Origin of the sequence: Dermabacter sp. Marseille-Q3180 (genome assembly GCF_940792985.1) — a bacterium.
GTDB lineage: Bacteria > Actinomycetota > Actinomycetes > Actinomycetales > Dermabacteraceae > Dermabacter > Dermabacter vaginalis.
Genome location: NZ_CALNWU010000003.1, coordinates 210,213 through 226,811, shown reverse-complemented (window position 1 = coordinate 226,811; position 16,599 = coordinate 210,213). Strand labels below are relative to the sequence as shown.

Genomic DNA, 16,599 nt, shown 5'->3' with positions numbered 1-16,599 from the left:
TGCTACCTGGAAACGGCGTACTTTCTCCCTTGCCCTGGCACAATGCAGCGTCACGTTCCTCGTGCGGTTGGGTACACGAATTGTCTGGCGTGGGCTGGCCGGTCACACTTCCGTTTGGGAAGGGGAAGGATTCCGACGTTTGCTCGCCTTTCACCGCGACTCCGGCGAACGTCGAGCATTGGCCCCAGCAGTCTTGATCGGCGCTTAACACCCGAGAGCTTCGGGGTGATCTAGGTTCCGCTCTCCACCTTTACAGCTTGTCTGTCGCCAGGAAAGTTCGGGGGGATCTGGATTCCTGTGAGCTCTAGCGTTGCTTTTTCGGCTCGGTCAGTGTTTCCACTCGCGCATTCGGATTCACGGGACCCAACGTGTCGGGCCCACGCTCCGGCTCGCGAAGGTACTCGTCAGGAACCTCATCGCCCACAAGGCGTGACTCGCGAAGATCCGAATAGATCCATCGCTTCTCACTCGCCACCTCGATGTTCCCCGCGATCGGCTGCCACGCGCCGCCATTGACCGAGTATTCACCACTGAACTGCGTCACGAGTGAAACTTCATACCACCCCTGATGCGCGTATCGCATCGACACGTCTCGCTCGGGGTATGGACGACCGGGAAATGACGTCGTGAGCACCGTGCCATCCCCGAAGTCCCACACATACTTCACCGGGGTCGCCCGCACCCGAACCGCCTGACCAAGCATCTGCATCTCAAAATTCTGCACATCCGATTCCGCCCACGCGATCATGTCGATGCCTATCGGAATCCATCCATCAGGCGGTCCTATGTGCGCGACAAGTGGTTGAACACCGAGCGATCGAAAATCCGACTCCGTCACCACGGGCATCGCCGGCGCCACACCGCCACCGCCCGACGACGGCCGCGAACAACCCGACCACCGCTCCGTACCGAAAACGGGAGCACCGGTGGATGCATCAACATCCCTACCAATACTCATCGACGCGCCAGGGATCGCAGTCGAACACACAACACTTATTCCACTGCACCCCATACCCACAGCCTGCACAGCAAAACTACTTTTATCAGCCCGACAACCCAGATCCGGATCATCAGCCGCAGCCCACACCCTCCGAGGGCCATCCGACACAGCGTCTCCGCGTGCGCGCCCGCGGTCGTCAGGAAGCTCTGTTGTGCCGCCGCGCCCCTCTTTACGAAGATCCGCATCGACAATGATCGAGCTATTGTCCCCATCTAAGTCGAACTGAAAGTCAGGTTCCTCTGCCGATGCAGCACTGAATGGGGAAAGCAGAAGCAACAGCAGGGAGAAAACCACCGGCAAACAGATACGAGACTGAACTACAGCCTTCATCAGTCTTCTGTTCTTTCCCAGGAAGATTTCGCGATAACCCATTTTTCCTCACGCCAATCCAGCAGAAAAACTGCCTCATAGCTGGTTCGCGGGAAATGCTTGCCTTGACCATCCTTAGTAAACTCGTCCGATTGCTCGCGCGTAAAACGCACAACAGCGGGAGTCTTCCCCTCGTACTGCTCACGATCGGGCAGCCGATCAACGGATTCAACCGTTATCGTGGCTGGGCTCAAGTACCGCTGCTCAGCCCGCCAGTCGTCGATTTCTGCAATGACTTTCCTGCACCTATCACAGGTCTGAACGCTACTGATTCCCTTCAGCGGCGATGAGTCACCCGTGGCGTAGCCGTAGTACATCGCGTCAATAAAATACCTCGCCGTCGCTTGCGCGCCTTGGTCCGTTGGATATTTGATACCGAGGTAATCCGCCTTGTCTGGGGCCTTCAGTGCCTCATTCTCCGGTGGCAACCCTTTCGTGCGGCCATCGGTTTCCGCACCACCGGAATCCGAAGCATCCTGAGAGGAACCACCGCCGGAATCACTAGCGTGTGAAGCGGCAGTGGTGGGCGAAGCAGGCGTCGGACTGCCACCAGCATTTTCACCCCCGCACCCCGCTAATGCCGCCACCAGTGTCACGACAGCGATGGCGCCGAAAAATTGTGACTGACCGCTCCGCATGTGCGCCCCTTCCGAAACCCGGCCACACTCCCCCGAGCGAGGCCCATGTCACATAGCCAACCATGAGCGTTCGCCGCGCGCAACGGGTGTGACACAAATGTGGACACCGGCTTCTCTCAGGACCTCCAATCCCCAGAACCCCTATGGAATTCGGGTGCGGGGAGGGTGAGGGAGGGACGGGGCGCGGCTTCAAACCCCCACAACCCTTATGGAATTCAGGTGGGGAGGGGTTTGTGCATGGCGATTGCATCGATCGGCCCATCGGAGGTGCGGTAATAGCCTCGCCGCACACCGATCTCGGCGAAGCCCGCTCGCACATACAGGTCCCTTGCCCGCGCGTTATCGCACCGCACTTCGAGGAACAGACTCACGGCGCCTTCCTCGCGCGCACATTCCTCGCACCAGGCGAGGAGGGCACGCCCAATACCCGCCCCCTCGCGAATCGTGCCGATCGTTTGTACGTCGGCGGCATCGCCCCCCACAAAGATTCCCGCGTAGCCGAGAACATCGCCGCTCTCGTCAACTGCGGCAACGTAGGCGCGGCTCGGGTGGGTGATCTCGTCGAGAACCATGTCGAGACTCCACGCCTCATCAGGGAAGAGCTCACGTTCCAGGCGCGCGAGTACAGGAGCATCCGCACGTGTCACACGACGAAGGCTCCACGTCCCCGCACCAGGTCGCATACGCGAGGGCTCAAGAGGCCGCCCAATCGCCGGCATGGCTAGGCGGGTCGGTCGCTGAGACCGAGCGCCGACTTACGGCGCTTTGGCTTCGCGGCATCGGCCTCGCGCAAATAGAGAGGCTCCGTGGAACTGAGATCCTCACCTCGCGCCTCAGCACTCAGCGCGGCCTGGATGAGAAAGCCCGCATCCGCATGGCGCAGCTCGCCCGTGGGTGGCAAAATCTCCGGGTACAAATGCGCGCCGCTTCCCACGAGAACATCGGCGGCGGCAAGACTCGACGCCACATCTGCTGGCGCAGCGACCCCCGGCTCAAACGTGCGCACAATCTCGCGCGAAGAGACGTCGGAAAAGTCACCACTGACTTCGTAGAGCGCCCAGTACACCTCGCGGCGTCGCGCGTCGAGCGCAACCGCGATCGTTTTTGCGTCCGGACTCTCCTTCGCTGCCTCGAGCGCAATCGCGTCGAGACTCGGCAGGCCAATGAGCCGCGCACCGAGGATCGTGGCGATCGATCGCGCCGTCACAAGACCCACACGCAGCCCGGTAAAAGGTCCCGGCCCGCGGCCAGCAACGACGCACGAAATGTCCGCGCGCGACGCACCCGCCTCGGCGAGCGCCGCGTCGATCATCTCAAGGAGTACCTCGTCGTGGTGCCGCGCACGCTCATCCATGCGGCGCGATAAAACCTGGCAACCGTCGGCAACCGCCACGCTCACCGCACCCGACGTATCAATTCCCAGCGTCAGATTAGCCATGTCACTCCCCGCTCTGTTCCGGGCTAAAACCAGCCTCGCGCAAATCAATGCCAATACGCACGAGCTCTTCGCGCGTATAGCGCTCGCCCACAAACGTCACGCTGAGGCTGCGCTCCTCATCCCTGTCATCCGGGTCATCATCAAGCGGCCCACCCTGCAGGCTCTCTTCGCGATGGAGTTCAACGATCGCATATGAGCTTGCAAGATGCTCTACGCGGTCGCGGCCCCACTCAACGAGCGTGATCGACGTGTCAAGATCCGAATCCAGATCCAGATCTTCGATATCCCAGTCCTCGTCGAGCCGATACGCATCGACGTGCACAAGATCAGGGCCTTCTGCATTCGCGGGATGCACGCGCGCAATCACGAACGTCGGCGAAGCCACATTGCCGCGAACATCGAGGGCCCGCGCGAACCCTTGCGTGAATGTCGTCTTTCCGGCGCCGAGCGGCCCGTCCAGCACGAAGAGATCGCCGGCCTTCGCATGATGCGCGATCGCGCGTGCGGCACGCCTCGTATCTTCCGCGCCACTCGTGCGCACCGTGAACGACCGCGGCGCCGGGCGGTCACCCTGCACACTCCACGTTCGCTCGGCCGCGTCAGTCACGAGAGGCAACGCCACTCGAGGAACGCGCGAGGAGATAGACGTCAGGATCTCGTACGGAATCGTCCCCGCCTCACGCGCGAGATCCTCCGCAGTCCACACCCCCGGGTAACGCTGAGGGTCGCCGAAAATCACGACGCGGTCGCCGGGCGAGGCGTCAGTTTCGGGCCCGAGATCAAGAACGATCTGGTCCATCGAAATCGTGCCCACTTGAGGGACAAGCCGCGACGTCGACGCCGTCTGCACAAGCACCTGGAGCCGGTTCGTGAGCCGTCGATCCAGGCCGTCGGCATAGCCGATCGGCACGAGTGCGAGAGTCGTGGGCCGCTCGGTCACATAGCGAGCGCCATACCCCACGACCTGCCCCGCTTCGACGCGCTTCACAAGCGAGATACGCGACGTCAGCGACATCGCGGGGCGAAGATCCAGATCGGTCTCGACCGGCGAGTAGCCGTACAGCGTAATACCCGGGCGCACCATGTCGTAACGGAACTCCTCGCCCACGAGCGCCCCGGCACTTGCCGACAGGTGACGCAGCGGAATCGGGCCCGCGGAAGCTTCAAGACGCTCGCACATCGCGTCAAACCGCTCCGCCTGCTCTCGCACGCTCGCCTCACCTGGCACATCCGCGTTATACAGATGACTCATGGCACCCGCGAGGGACACGTGTGAGCTCTCGAGAATCGCCGCGCCAATCGCTTCGATCTGCTCGCTACGCGCGCCTTCGCGCCCCATTCCCGTATCGAGCGCGACATGCACGCGAGCGCGGCGCTCGATCGAACGCGCTGCATCGATCACTGCCTCAAGCTGCTCGAGGGAGCTCACCGCGAGGTCTACACCGGCGCCGATCGCGTGCGGGAGAACTTCCTTGGCCGAAACCGGCTCATGCAGCCACGCGAGGATCGGCACCTCGAGCTCGGCACGTGCGAGGTCGAGGGCTGTCGCGGGGTGGGCAACGCCCAGCCAGGTCGCACCGCCGGCGATCGCCGCGCGTGCCGCCTCCACCATGCCGTGCCCGTAAGCGTCAGCCTTGACGACCGCCATGAGGGCGATGTAATCCGGAATCGCGGCGCGCAGCTGCGCGGCATTGTGCGCGATCGCCTTGAGCGAGACTTCCGCCCGGTTTGGGTTCATGAGGGGGTCGATGTCCGGTGTCAGGTTCATGATTGGGGCTCCTCATCCCCGTGCGCCCGCCCACGGTTTCCGACGGTTTCCAGCACAACCATCGCGGTCGCAAGGTTGCCGTCGTGCGAAAGGGACAGGTGCGCGAATCGTACGTCCTGCGCCATCGCGGTCTCGAGCGCGGCGCCGCGAAGCACGAGATAGGGGCGACCAGTCTCCGTGCGGCGCACGATCGCGTCGTGCCACGAGAGGTCACCCGGATTCCCGAGCGCCTTACCAAGCGCCTCTTTGGCGGCGACGCGCGCAGCGAGAGAAGCAAGTTTCAGCTCTCGCTCCTCGGGGGCGAAAAGCCTCTCGCAAAGCCGCGGTTGCCGCTCGAGCCGGTCACCGAGACGCTCGATATCAACAATATCCACGCCGATTCCCGAAACTGCTTCGCCCCCGAGGGGCACGAAGCTGTGCTCACGCGCATTCGAGGGGTTCGACATAGTCCCCATTGTAGGTCTGGGCGGTTCACCCTGCCCGAGGCCGTTACTCGACCGTGACCGACTTCGCGAGGTTTCGAGGCTGATCAACGTCGAGCCCCTTCGCCGTGGCAAGCTCACACGCGAAAATTTGCAGCGGGATGATCGTCAGCAGCGGCGCGAACAGGGTGCGCGTTTCCGGGTAACGGATCACCACATCGGCATAGGGCTCGACATCAGAATCGCCCTCTTCGGCAATCACAAGTGTGTGGGCGCCGCGGGCACGAACCTCCTGGATGTTCGAGACGACTTTCGCGTGAAGCGAGTCGCGGCCGCGCGGGCTCGGCACAACGATGAACACCGGCTGCCCCTCTTCCACGAGGGCGATCGGTCCGTGCTTGAGTTCGCCCGCGGCAAAGCCTTCCGCGTGAATGTAGGCGATCTCTTTAAGTTTGAGGGCACCTTCGAGTGCGGTCGGGAAGCCCACGTGGCGGCCGAGGAACAGCACGCTCGTGGCATCGACCATGTCGCGCGCGAGCTTTTCTACCTGACCGGAGTTGTCGAGGACGCTCTGGATCTTGGCGGGAATCTCCTCGAGGTCGCGCATGATGGCCTCGATTTCGTCCCCGTAAAGGTTGCCTCGCACCTGTGCGAGGAAAAGACCGAGCAGGTAGCACGCGGCGATTTGGCCAAGGTATGCCTTTGTGGAGGCCACGGCGATTTCCGGGCCTACGTGCAAGTAAATGGCGGCGTCAGATTCGCGAGGGATGGTGGCACCACGCGTGTTGCAGATCGCGACGACCTTCGCACCCTGCTCTTTCGCGTAGCGCACCGCCATGAGGGTATCCATCGTCTCGCCCGATTGCGAGATGGCAACGACGAGCGTGCGCTCGTGCACGATCGGGTCACGGTAGCGGAACTCGTGGGCCAGTTCCACTTCGACGGGGATGCGGCACCAGTGTTCAATCGCGTACTTGACGACCTCGCCGGCGTTGGCGGCAGTGCCGCACGCGACCACGATGATCTTGTCGATCGAGCGCAGGTGCGAGGGGTCGATGTGCATTTCGTCGAGAACGATCTCATTGTTCTCGAGGCGCCCGAGGAGGGTATCGGAGATGGCCTTGGCCTGCTCGTGAATCTCCTTCGCCATGAAGGAGGGGTAGCCGGATTTTTGCGCGGAGGCCGCGTCCCACTCGATCGTGTACTGCTTCGGTTCGGGAACGGGCGTGCCGTCGAAGCCGATCACGTCAACGCTTTCAGCGCTCACGGTCACAATCTGATCTTGGCCGATTTCAACCGCGCGCTTCGCGTGGTCCACGAATGCCGCAACATCGGAGCCGAGGAAGTTTTCCCCCTCACCAAGCCCCACAACGAGAGGGCTATTGCGCCTTGCCGCCACAATTGTTCCCGGGGTATCCTCGTGGATCGCCAGCAGCGTGAACGCCCCCTCGAGGCGAGCTACACACGCGCGCATCGCTTCCGTGAGGTTCTCGGCGCTCTCACACTCGCGTGCGAGCAAATGCGCCACAACCTCCGAGTCGGTATCCGACACGCACTCGTAGCCTGCCTCAGCGAGTTCCTTCTTGAGGGGCGCGAAGTTTTCAATGATGCCGTTGTGCACGAGCGCGATCTCGCCGTTCTTCCCGCCGAGATGCGGGTGGGCGTTGATGTCGCTCGGGCCTCCATGAGTCGCCCAGCGCGTATGCCCAATGGCCACACTCGAGATCGACGATTCCTGCCCCTCAAGCTTGTCGCGAAGGTTTTGAATCTTCCCCGAGGCCTTGAAGAGCTCGATTTCGCCATCGCCACACCTCGCGAGGCCCGCCGAGTCGTAGCCCCGGTATTCGAGGCGGCTAAGTCCCCCGAGAACGACCTCACTCGGTCGCGGCGACGTGCCCGCTGCGGCGGGTCCTGCATATCCCACAATTCCACACATGCCACTGAGAGTAACGCCCCAGCCAAGAAAAAACGCTACTCCGCACTCGCGCGTCACCCTAAACTTAAAGAATGCTCGACCATTCGGACTCTGACGCCTCCTTTGCCCGCGACCCGCATCAGGGCCGCGCGACACTCGATGACTCCCATCTCACCCCCTTCACGGAGATCAGTCGCGCAGATTGGGCAAGGCTCAGCGACCAAACGCCACTTCCCATGACACCCGAGGAAGTCAAGGAAATCCGCGGTCAGGGCGACCCCCTCGACTACGCCGAGGTTAACGACATCTACCGGCCCATTTCGAGACTCCTCAACCTGCAGGTCATGACCGCGCAGCACCTGCGCAACCTTCGCCAGAGCTTCCTCCAAGAGCACTTCCGCCGCACCCCCTTCGTGATCGGCGTCGCCGGCTCGGTCGCGGTTGGCAAATCCACGACGGCGCGCCTCTTGCGCCTCCTCACAGCGCGTTGGCCTGAAACTCCGCGCGCCCAGCTCATCACGACCGACGGCTTCCTCTACCCCACCGCAGAGCTCAAGCGCCGCGGCATCCTCGAACGAAAAGGTTTTCCCGAAAGCTACGATCGCCGGGCACTCTTACGATTCATCGCCGACGTCAAGAGCGGCAAGGACCGCGTCGAAGCGCCCGTCTACTCACATATTTCCTACGACCGCGTTCCAGGCGAACGCATCATCGTGGAACGCCCCGATGTGCTCATCGTCGAGGGCCTCAACGTGCTCCAGCCGGCTCGCCCTCGCGCCGACGGCCGCCTCGGTGTTGCCGTCTCCGATTTCTTCGATTTCTCGGTCTACGTCGATGCCAAGGAAGACGACATCCGCCGCTGGTACATCGACCGCTTCCTGACACTGCGCGAAACCGCTTTCTCGAATCCCGAGTCGTATTTCCGCAACTACGCCGACCTCAGCGACAGCCAAGCAATCGAGCGTGCCGGCCACGTGTGGGACACGATCAACGGCCCGAACCTCAAGGAAAACGTGCAGCCCACGCGTGGGCGTGCCGACCTCATCCTCCGCAAAGGGCCAAACCACCAGATCCACTCGGTGTTGTTGCGTCGCATCTAGCAGCCACCACCTGCCACCTCGCAAAGCCCCGAGCCTCGTGAGCAGTCCCCAGCCGCTCTCCCTTTCGAGTGCGCCAACCGGAACGATCCGCCTCCCCCGGTCCGCGCTTCTCCACCAAAAAAAAGGTCCGACGGCTGCTCAGCAACCGTCGGACCCCAAATTTTTGAGGGCATGAACTGCCTTCACACTCGAAGGGTCAGCCCTCAAGCGTGAGACGCTCGCGCACGACCCCGGCAAGGCGCTCAGCGACGCTACGGGCATGCTCGTCCTCGGCTGCTTCGACCATGACACGCACAACCGGTTCAGTGCCCGAGGGGCGAAGGAGCACGCGGCCCGTGTCGCCAAGTTCGGCCTCCGCTTCCTCAACGGCTTTCGTCACGACCGCGTCGATTTGCGCACGGTTCTTGTCGACACCGCTCACGTTGATGAGGGCCTGCGGCATGCGAGTCATCACGCTCGCGAGTTCACGTGCGCTCTTTCCGGTCTCCTTCATTCGCTGAAGGAGGTGGAGGGCCGTGAGTTCACCGTCGCCCGTCGAGGCGTGCTCGAGAAGGATGACGTGGCCCGACTGTTCGCCGCCGATTGAGTAGCCGCCGAGCGTCATCTCTTCAAGGACGTAACGGTCGCCAACGGAGGTCTGGCCGAGCTGAATGCCATGCTCGCGCATCGCGAGCTTCAGGCCCAGGTTACTCATGACGGTCACGACGAGCGTGTCGTCGGCGAGCTTGCCCTTTTCCTTGAGTGCGAGAGCAAGGATGGCCATGATCTGATCGCCGTCGATCACCGCGCCTTCCGCGTCAACGGCGAGGCAGCGGTCAGCATCGCCGTCGAACGCCACGCCGATGTCGGCGCCGTGTTCCACCACGGCAGCCTGGAGCTGTTCAAGGTGGGTCGAGCCGCAGCCTTCATTGATTTGCCGGCCATCGGTGCGATCGCCAAGAACGTGAATGCTCGCACCCGCACGCTCGAGAACCTTGGGTCCCGTTTCGAAGGACGCACCGTTGGCGCAGTCCACAACGACGCTCAGGCCTTCGAGGGAAACCTCGAGGGTCGACAGGAGGTGAGCGACGTAGGCATCGACCGCGTTCTCGTACGGGGCGATCGACCCCACCTCTGCGCCAAGCGGGCGGGCCCATTCTTCGTGCAGGCGCGCCTCGATCGCATCCTCGACCTCGTCGGGGAGCTTCGTGCCGCCGCGGGCAAAGAACTTGATGCCGTTGTCTGGGTGGGGGTTATGGCTCGCGGAGATCATGACGCCGAGATCGGCGCCCGAATCTTTCACAAGGTAGGCGAGGCCCGGGGTGGGAAGCACGCCGGCGTCGAGAACATCAACGCCCGCGGATGCAAGGCCCGCGCAAATTGCGGCGGAAATGAAGTCGCCCGAGGGGCGCGGGTCATGCGCGACAACTGCACGAGGCTTCGCCTGGCGCTCCCCGCTATTGCGCGCTTCGAATGCGCCGAATTGCCCAAGAACATGGGCCGCTGCGACCGCCAATTCGACCGCGAGCTCCGCGGTGATGTCCTTGTTCGCGACTCCGCGAACGCCATCGGTTCCAAACAAACGTGCCATGTGGATTCTTCCTTCATCGGGGTGCACGAGGCGTGCAGGAAAACTCTTCGAGTGTAGCGGGGAGGCTTTAGGTGACCATGAACTGCACGAGCAGCAACTGCACAACGATACCGAGGGCGTACACGGCGGCATACCCCGATGCCGTGCGCTCATCGTCACGGCCGAGGTTGAGGGCATGCTCGAGAACGACCGACTGCCCCACAAAGGCCGCAACGGCACCCGCCGCGCGCTCGAGACTTACTCCGAGCAGAGCACCGGCGATGGGAACGAGGGGAAGCATGAGCACGAGCGAGGCCGCAGCGACAAGTGCGACCTTGAGACCCGTCATGGTAAATACGTTCTCGGCAAACGCGGGGCCCGACATTACGCCGACCGCTGCGAGAAATACGGAGAGGCCGAGCTGACGGATCGTGAGGTTCACGGGCCGCGGAAGGGTCCACAGAATGGGGCCCGTGTGCTCCCACCGGCCAAGAATGAGCCCCACGACGAGGGGACCCGCCGCGTTTCCGAGCGCGAACGACGCTCCCCCGCCAAGGGGAATCCCCACGAGACCGAGGAGAAGGCCGAGCGAAATCCCGAGGCCGAGCGCGAGAAAATCCACGCTATTGATGCGCTTCTCGCTGTCGCCAAGGTACTCGGTGATGCGGCTAATCTCCTCGCGCGGAGCGACGACGCGTACGCGGTCGCCGAGCTCGAGGCGAGTCCAGGGCGAGGCAACCATATCTTCATCTCCCCGGCGCAGGCGTGTGACCATTGCGCCATAGCGCGAGGCGATCCGGGTTTCACGAAGGAGCCGGCCCTCAAGCCGCGGGTTCGAGACGAGTATGCGGCGGTAGTCCACGGCGCTGCGATCATCAAGGAGGCGGTGCTCGGCGCGCTCACCGATCACCTCGAGCGCCCTTTCGAGAGATTCGGGAAATCCCACGAGCACGACTTCGTCGTTTTCGTGGAGCACCGTATCCGTGCGCACGATGGTCATCATGCCGCGGCGCAGGAGGTAGGAGGCGGAAACGGTCCCCTCGCGCACTCCGGGCACATCCATCAGCGCGATTGTGGAGGTCACGCGCACGCTCATGTCGCGGATCTGCGCACCGCGCGGGCGGCCTGGATCCCTGCGGGCGGAGAATTTCGAGCGTATCCGGGGGCTTGCCATCATGAGCGACACGAGCACCATGGGGATAATGACGCCGAACGGGTACGCGATCGCGTAGCCGACGGCTGGAATCGTGGAGTTCCCGGAAGCCCTACTCGCCGCGGCGAGTGCGGGGGTCGAGGTGAGTGTGCCCGTGAATGTGCCAGCGGTGAGTTCCTTGCCAAGACCCGCGAAGGAACCAAGGGCACTCACGCCCAAGGCATAAATCGCATAAATTCCCACCACGGCCAGCATGAGCCGGTACTGCTTGCGCATGTCGCGGAAGAACCCGTTGCCAGCGCTGAGCCCGATCATGTACACAAACAGGGCAAGCCCGAATGTTTGATACGTGCCAAAACCTTCGCCAAGGCGGGGGTCGAGCGCGCCTACAGCAAGTCCCACGAAGAGAGCACCAGCCGCGCCGAATTGGACCGGGCCAAAACGCACGCGCCCGAGGAGGGTGCCGAGCGCCATCACAAGAAAGAGGGCGAGGAGCGGCTGCTCGGTGAGAATATCGAGAACGACCACGGTTACAACCTTAGGCCCTGACACCGTTAACGCTCGAAGGCGCCACCGATAAGGTGACGCCTTCGATACAGTGCAAAGGGCTGAAAATCAGCGCTTCGAGAACTGCGGTGCCTTACGGGCCTTCTTGAGGCCGGCCTTCTTACGCTCGATGACGCGAGCATCGCGCGTGAGGAAGCCTGCCTTCTTGAGGGCCGGGCGGTTCGACTCGGAGTCGATCTCGTTGAGCGCACGCGACACGCCAAGGCGCAGCGCACCGGCCTGGCCCGAGGGGCCACCGCCGGAGATGCGGGCGATGACGTCGAAGCGGCCCTGGAGGTCCAGGAGCTTGAACGGATCGTTCACTTCCTGCTGGTGAAGCTTGTTCGGGAAGTACTCCTCGAGGGTGCGGCCGTTGACCGTCCACTCGCCGGTGCCGGGCACGAGGCGCACGCGGGCAACAGCCTGCTTGCGACGGCCGGTGCCGTAGCCGGGGGCGGAGATCGACGAGCCCTTACCTACGGGAGCTTCGTTGGTGGATTCGGTGGTGTAGTTCGAGGCTTCGCCTTCGAACTCCTCAACTTCGGGGGTGGTTTCTGCCACTTGATTTCCTCAGATCTCGTATCGGCGTAGCCGGGCGGGGCCCGTTACTGCGCCACCTGGTCGATGGTGAACGGGACCGGCTTCTGAGCCTGGTGCGGGTGCTCGGGACCCGCGTACACCTTGAGCTTCTTGAGCTGCTGGGTGGCAAGCTTGTTCTTCGGGAGCATGCCCTTGACAGCCTTCTCAATCGCGCGCTCGGGGTTCTTCTCGAGCAGCTCGGCGTACCGAGTCGCGCGCAGACCGCCCGGGTAACCCGAGTGGCGGTAAGCGAGCTTCTGCTCGAGCTTCTTGCCCGTGAGGGCAACCTTTTCAGCGTTGATGATGATGACGAAGTCGCCCGCATCCACGTGGGGTGCGAAGACCGGCTTGTGCTTGCCGCGCAGGAGCTGAGCGGCGTGGGAAGCGAGCCGGCCGAGGACGACATCAGTTGCGTCAATGACGTACCAGGAACGCTCGACGTCGTCGTGCTTCGGGGTGAACGTACGCACTCGTGCCTTCTTCTCTCGTTTAAGTGCCCCGCAACGCCCCTTTCGGGCGTGCGAAAGCACGGTTCGAATGGACCGTGGACACGCTTCCTTTGGTTTAAAGCATGACCAAGAAATGCCGTGCTGAACCGTGAGCCCGGGTTTAGGAGCGGGCGTAAAGCTCAGATGCGTGTGAGGAGCTCTTTCGCGCCGAGCGTGAGAAAGCGGCAGCGGCAGAGCGCGCATCTATGGCACAACAGCCCACAACTCTAGTCCGGATCCTCGGCGAGGGCAACGGGCCGACGGCTGCCGCGCCCTTGTTTTCCCTCACATTTGAGGAGTGCAGACTCGCGCGGCCTCAGCAACCGCCGAACCATTCACCCGCGCGTGAATGGCACCCCGCGCTTGCCGCGCGTTTGGGTGGCGCGAGCAGCCCAAGCCGACTCCTCCGGATACTCGATGCCCTCGAGCGTGAGGCCCGTGGGAGAGAACATGGGCGCGCTTCCCGCTTCATCACGGCGCGGAATCGTCACGAGGGCTGCCATCCACTCGGCGTCGAGGCGATGCTCCCCCACGGCAACGCTCGCACCAACGATGGAGCGGACCATGTGGTGGCAGAAGGCGTCGGCCGTGACGGTGGCGACGACGAGCCCCTCATCCTTGCCTGTGTTCGGGCGCTCCCACGTGACCGCGTGAAGGGTGCGGATTGTCGTGGCATCCTCGCGGGGTTTGCAGAAGGAGAGAAAATCATGTTCGCCAACGAGCGCGCGGGCCGCATTGTGCATCGCCTCTGCATCGAGAGGGCGCTTGTGAAAGGCAACGTCGCGGCGCAAAGGGTCGCGGCGCGCGTAATCGTCGCAAATGCGGTAGCGGTAGGTGCGCGAAAGCGCACTGAAGCGCGCATCGAAATCCTCGCTCACAACGCATGCTCGGTGAACCGCGATGTCGCTCGGCAGGACAGCGGCGAGGCGCTGGATGATTGACTCCTCGCACGTGCGATCGCTGCGGCCCGGCATGCGTCGCCACTGCTTTTCGAGGATGTCCACGTGCACAACCTGGCCGCTCGCATGCACGCCCGCATCGGTGCGGCCCGCGACCGTGACGCGCACCTTCTCGCGCACGATCTTCGCGAGTCCCGCCTCAAGCTCACCCTGCACGGTCCGAAGTGCCGGCTGGATTCCCCACCCCTTAAACGCGGTGCCATCGTAGGCGAGGTCGAGACGAACGCGAAGGCGTTTCTCGGGGGCAGGCGAGGAGTCTGGGGCTTTGGGCTCGGTGTTCACGCGAGAAGCCTAGCCCGAACCGCTAGGCTTGAGGGCGTGAAAATTCTCGTAGTGGGCACGGGCGCGCGCGAGCACGCCCTCGTGCGACGCCTCAGCAAAGATTCCTCTTCTCATGACCTCCATGCCGCTCCCGGCAACCCGGGTATGGCCGAGCACGCGACGCTTCACGACGTCGCTCTCGGCGATGGCCCGGCCCTCACGCGTCTCGCGTGCGACCTCGGAATCGAGCTCGTCGTCATCGGTCCGGAGGCGCCGCTCGTCGCGGGACTTGCCGACGAGATGCGCGCAGCCGGTCTCACGGTTTTCGGCCCCTCGAAGGCCGCCGCGAAGCTCGAGGGCTCGAAGGATTTCGCGAAGCGCGTGATGAACGACGCGGGCATCCCCACGGCGCGCTCGATCACGGTGACGGATCCCGCCGCACTCGAGACAGCGATGGATCAGCTCAATACCGGCGGAAAAGTCCCCTACGTCGTCAAGGCCGACGGGCTCGCGGCAGGCAAGGGCGTTGTCGTGACGGCCTCGCGCGACGAAGCGCTTGAGCACGCTCGCGCATGCCTCACAAGCACCGCCGATGATGCCCGGGTGGTCCTCGAGGAGTTTCTTGACGGCCCCGAGCTCTCGGTATTCTGCGTGAGCGATGGCGAGCGGGTCTTGCCACTCGTTCCGGCCCAGGACTTCAAGCGCGCGTTCAAGGGCGACGAAGGCCCGAACACGGGTGGGATGGGCGCGTATTCCCCGCTTCCCTGGCTCGACGAAGCAGCCGCCATGCGAGCGAGCGTCGAAAAAATTGCCGAGCCGCTCGTGCGGGCGATGCGAGAGAGAGACACCCCTTTTATAGGGCTTCTCTTTTGCGGCCTTGCCGCAACGCGGGACGGCCTCAAGGTCATCGAGTTCAACGTGCGCTTCGGCGATCCCGAGACCCTCGTGGTTCTCGAGCGACTCGAAAGCGACCTCGGCGCACTATTGCACGCCGCCGCAACGGGGAACCTCACGAAAGTGGCGACCCCCACGTGGCACGAGGAGAGCGCCGTCGCGGTGGTGCTCGCGAGCGAGGGCTATCCGCTCGCGGCGCACACGGGCCGCGAGATCACGGGTCTCGACTCGGTTGAACAGGAAGACTGCGCGGTCATCCACGCGGGCACAAAACGGGATGCCGACGGCACCCTCCTCTCGAGTGGAGGCCGCGTGCTGAGCGTCGTCGCCCGAGAAGACACCCTCGAAAATGCGCGCGTTCGCGCGCAATCGGCTATCGCGCACGTGCTACTGGACGGCTCCCATTACCGCACGGATATCGCCGAACGAGCTGCTCACGGCGAGATCGAAAGGACGGTACGACTATGAACACGGACGAAAACGGGGCTCTAGTGGAGGCTCCCACCCTTGAGGGCTGGGATCACGCGCTAAGCGGCAAGGTGCGGGAACTCTATGTTCCCCATGGAAGCACTCTCGAGGACGCGAGCGAAGTCCTCGTCGTCGCAACCGACCGCATTAGCGCGTTCGATTACTCGCTCACCCCTGGGATCCCCGATAAGGGACGCATCCTCACGGCGATGTCTCTTTTGTGGTTCGAGCATCTCGCAGATGTCACAGAGAACCACGTCTTCAGCGCGAGCGACGTTCCCGCCGCGGTGCGCGGGCGCGCCCTTCGGTGCGAAGCGCTCGACATGGTGCCGCTTGAATGCGTTGTGCGCGGGTATCTCACGGGTTCGGGGCTCGCAGACTATCGCCGCGAGGGTGCGGTCGGCGGCCATGCACTCCCCGCGGGGCTCGTTGACGGCTCCCGCTTGCCTTCCGCGATCTTCACCCCCTCAACGAAGGCTGAACAGGGCGAGCATGACGAGAACATCTCGGTTGGCGAAGCGCGAGAGAGGCTCGGTGCGAGCCTCGTGGAGGAACTCGAAGATCGCACGCTCGCCGTGTACCGCGCGGCGGAGAGCTTTGCCCGGGAGCGAGGCATCATCCTCGCCGATACAAAGCTTGAGTTCGGCCGTTCGCGACACACCAAAAACATCGTCTTGGGTGACGAAGTTCTCACTCCCGATTCGTCGCGATTTTGGGCCGCTGACCAGTACCAACCGGGCTCCGCGCAGCCAAGCTTCGATAAGCAATTCGTGCGCGATTGGCTCGCAAACGAGAGCGGCTGGAGCAAGAATTCCCTGGTTGCGCCCCCCGCACTCCCCGCGAGCATCGTGGAGGCTACGCGCGCGAAATACATCGAAGCTTACGAGCGACTGTCAGGCACCACCTTCTAACCTCCCCAACCCCCTTCCAGACCCCGGCGCTACCATGTGGCCGACGCCACGGAACGGGCTCTAAGTCCCATACATAAATAGGCACCGCTCCTACCGTTTAACTACCAGCACACCTCACGAGCATGCGGCTTAGCCCCCGCC

Annotated in this window: 15 protein-coding genes; 3 read left to right on the top strand and 12 right to left on the bottom strand. The window is 63.3% G+C overall.

From position 1 onward, the window contains the following. Nucleotides 1-304: 304 nt before the first annotated feature. The 7 genes from NBW56_RS08960 to glmS all read right to left on the bottom strand — a co-directional run bounded on the left by NBW56_RS08960 (nt 305) and on the right by glmS (nt 7,571). The gene (locus NBW56_RS08960) at nt 305-958 is read right to left on the bottom strand and encodes a PKD domain-containing protein (RefSeq protein WP_250258897.1); all 654 of its coding nucleotides are present in this window, start codon (nt 956-958) and stop codon (nt 305-307) included. Between the two features lie 371 nt (nt 959-1,329). After that, nucleotides 1,330-2,007 (bottom strand): DUF6318 family protein, encoded by a 678-nt coding sequence (locus tag NBW56_RS08955; protein ID WP_250258896.1) that lies wholly within the window; start codon nt 2,005-2,007, stop codon nt 1,330-1,332. A 215-nt stretch (nt 2,008-2,222) separates the two neighbouring features. Continuing rightward, the gene (locus NBW56_RS08950) at nt 2,223-2,654 is read right to left on the bottom strand and encodes a GNAT family N-acetyltransferase (RefSeq protein WP_250258895.1); all 432 of its coding nucleotides are present in this window, start codon (nt 2,652-2,654) and stop codon (nt 2,223-2,225) included. 74 nt (nt 2,655-2,728) lie between these two features. Then, nucleotides 2,729-3,445, bottom strand: coding sequence for a tRNA (adenosine(37)-N6)-threonylcarbamoyltransferase complex dimerization subunit type 1 TsaB (gene tsaB, locus NBW56_RS08945; RefSeq protein WP_250258894.1), 717 nt, complete (start codon nt 3,443-3,445; stop codon nt 2,729-2,731). A gap of 1 nt (nt 3,446) precedes the next feature. Continuing rightward, nucleotides 3,447-5,213 carry an alanine racemase gene (gene alr, locus NBW56_RS08940; protein WP_250258893.1) on the bottom strand — a complete coding sequence of 589 codons (1,767 nt, stop codon included), beginning with the start codon at nt 5,211-5,213 and terminating at the stop codon, nt 3,447-3,449. After that, complete coding sequence (locus NBW56_RS08935) at nt 5,210-5,659, bottom strand: holo-ACP synthase (RefSeq protein ID WP_250258892.1); 450 nt, start codon at nt 5,657-5,659, stop codon at nt 5,210-5,212. Before NBW56_RS08935 ends, alr begins: the two co-directional genes overlap by 4 nt. A gap of 43 nt (nt 5,660-5,702) precedes the next feature. Next, entirely contained in the window at nt 5,703-7,571 is a 1,869-nt protein-coding gene (glmS, locus tag NBW56_RS08930; RefSeq protein ID WP_250258891.1) for a glutamine--fructose-6-phosphate transaminase (isomerizing), read from the bottom strand. Nucleotides 7,572-7,642: 71 nt separating this feature from the next. Here glmS and coaA point away from each other — a divergent pair, with 71 nt between their 5' ends. Then, entirely contained in the window at nt 7,643-8,650 is a 1,008-nt protein-coding gene (coaA, locus tag NBW56_RS08925) for a type I pantothenate kinase (RefSeq protein ID WP_250258890.1), read from the top strand. Between the two features lie 196 nt (nt 8,651-8,846). Here coaA and glmM read toward each other — a convergent pair whose 3' ends face one another. The 5 genes from glmM to truA all read right to left on the bottom strand — a co-directional run bounded on the left by glmM (nt 8,847) and on the right by truA (nt 14,206). Then, entirely contained in the window at nt 8,847-10,220 is a 1,374-nt protein-coding gene (glmM, locus tag NBW56_RS08920) for a phosphoglucosamine mutase (RefSeq protein ID WP_250258889.1), read from the bottom strand. Between the two features lie 67 nt (nt 10,221-10,287). Then, nucleotides 10,288-11,880 (bottom strand): aspartate:alanine exchanger family transporter, encoded by a 1,593-nt coding sequence (locus NBW56_RS08915; RefSeq protein WP_250258888.1) that lies wholly within the window; start codon nt 11,878-11,880, stop codon nt 10,288-10,290. Between the two features lie 87 nt (nt 11,881-11,967). Beyond that, a complete protein-coding gene (gene rpsI, locus NBW56_RS08910; protein ID WP_065247418.1) occupies nt 11,968-12,459 on the bottom strand; it encodes a 30S ribosomal protein S9 in 492 nt (163 codons plus the stop codon). 44 nt (nt 12,460-12,503) lie between these two features. Then, the gene (rplM, locus tag NBW56_RS08905) at nt 12,504-12,947 is read right to left on the bottom strand and encodes a 50S ribosomal protein L13 (RefSeq protein WP_016664071.1); all 444 of its coding nucleotides are present in this window, start codon (nt 12,945-12,947) and stop codon (nt 12,504-12,506) included. Between the two features lie 353 nt (nt 12,948-13,300). Continuing rightward, nucleotides 13,301-14,206 (bottom strand): tRNA pseudouridine(38-40) synthase TruA, encoded by a 906-nt coding sequence (gene truA / locus NBW56_RS08900; RefSeq protein ID WP_065247417.1) that lies wholly within the window; start codon nt 14,204-14,206, stop codon nt 13,301-13,303. Between the two features lie 36 nt (nt 14,207-14,242). Here truA and purD point away from each other — a divergent pair, with 36 nt between their 5' ends. Together purD and NBW56_RS08890 are read left to right on the top strand one after the other, a co-directional pair. Further along, on the top strand, nt 14,243-15,547 hold the full coding sequence (gene purD, locus NBW56_RS08895; protein WP_250258887.1) for a phosphoribosylamine--glycine ligase: 1,305 nt from the start codon (nt 14,243-14,245) through the stop codon (nt 15,545-15,547). Further along, a complete protein-coding gene (locus NBW56_RS08890) occupies nt 15,544-16,458 on the top strand; it encodes a phosphoribosylaminoimidazolesuccinocarboxamide synthase (protein ID WP_065247415.1) in 915 nt (304 codons plus the stop codon). Before purD ends, NBW56_RS08890 begins: the two co-directional genes overlap by 4 nt. Nucleotides 16,459-16,599: the final 141 nt, after the last annotated feature.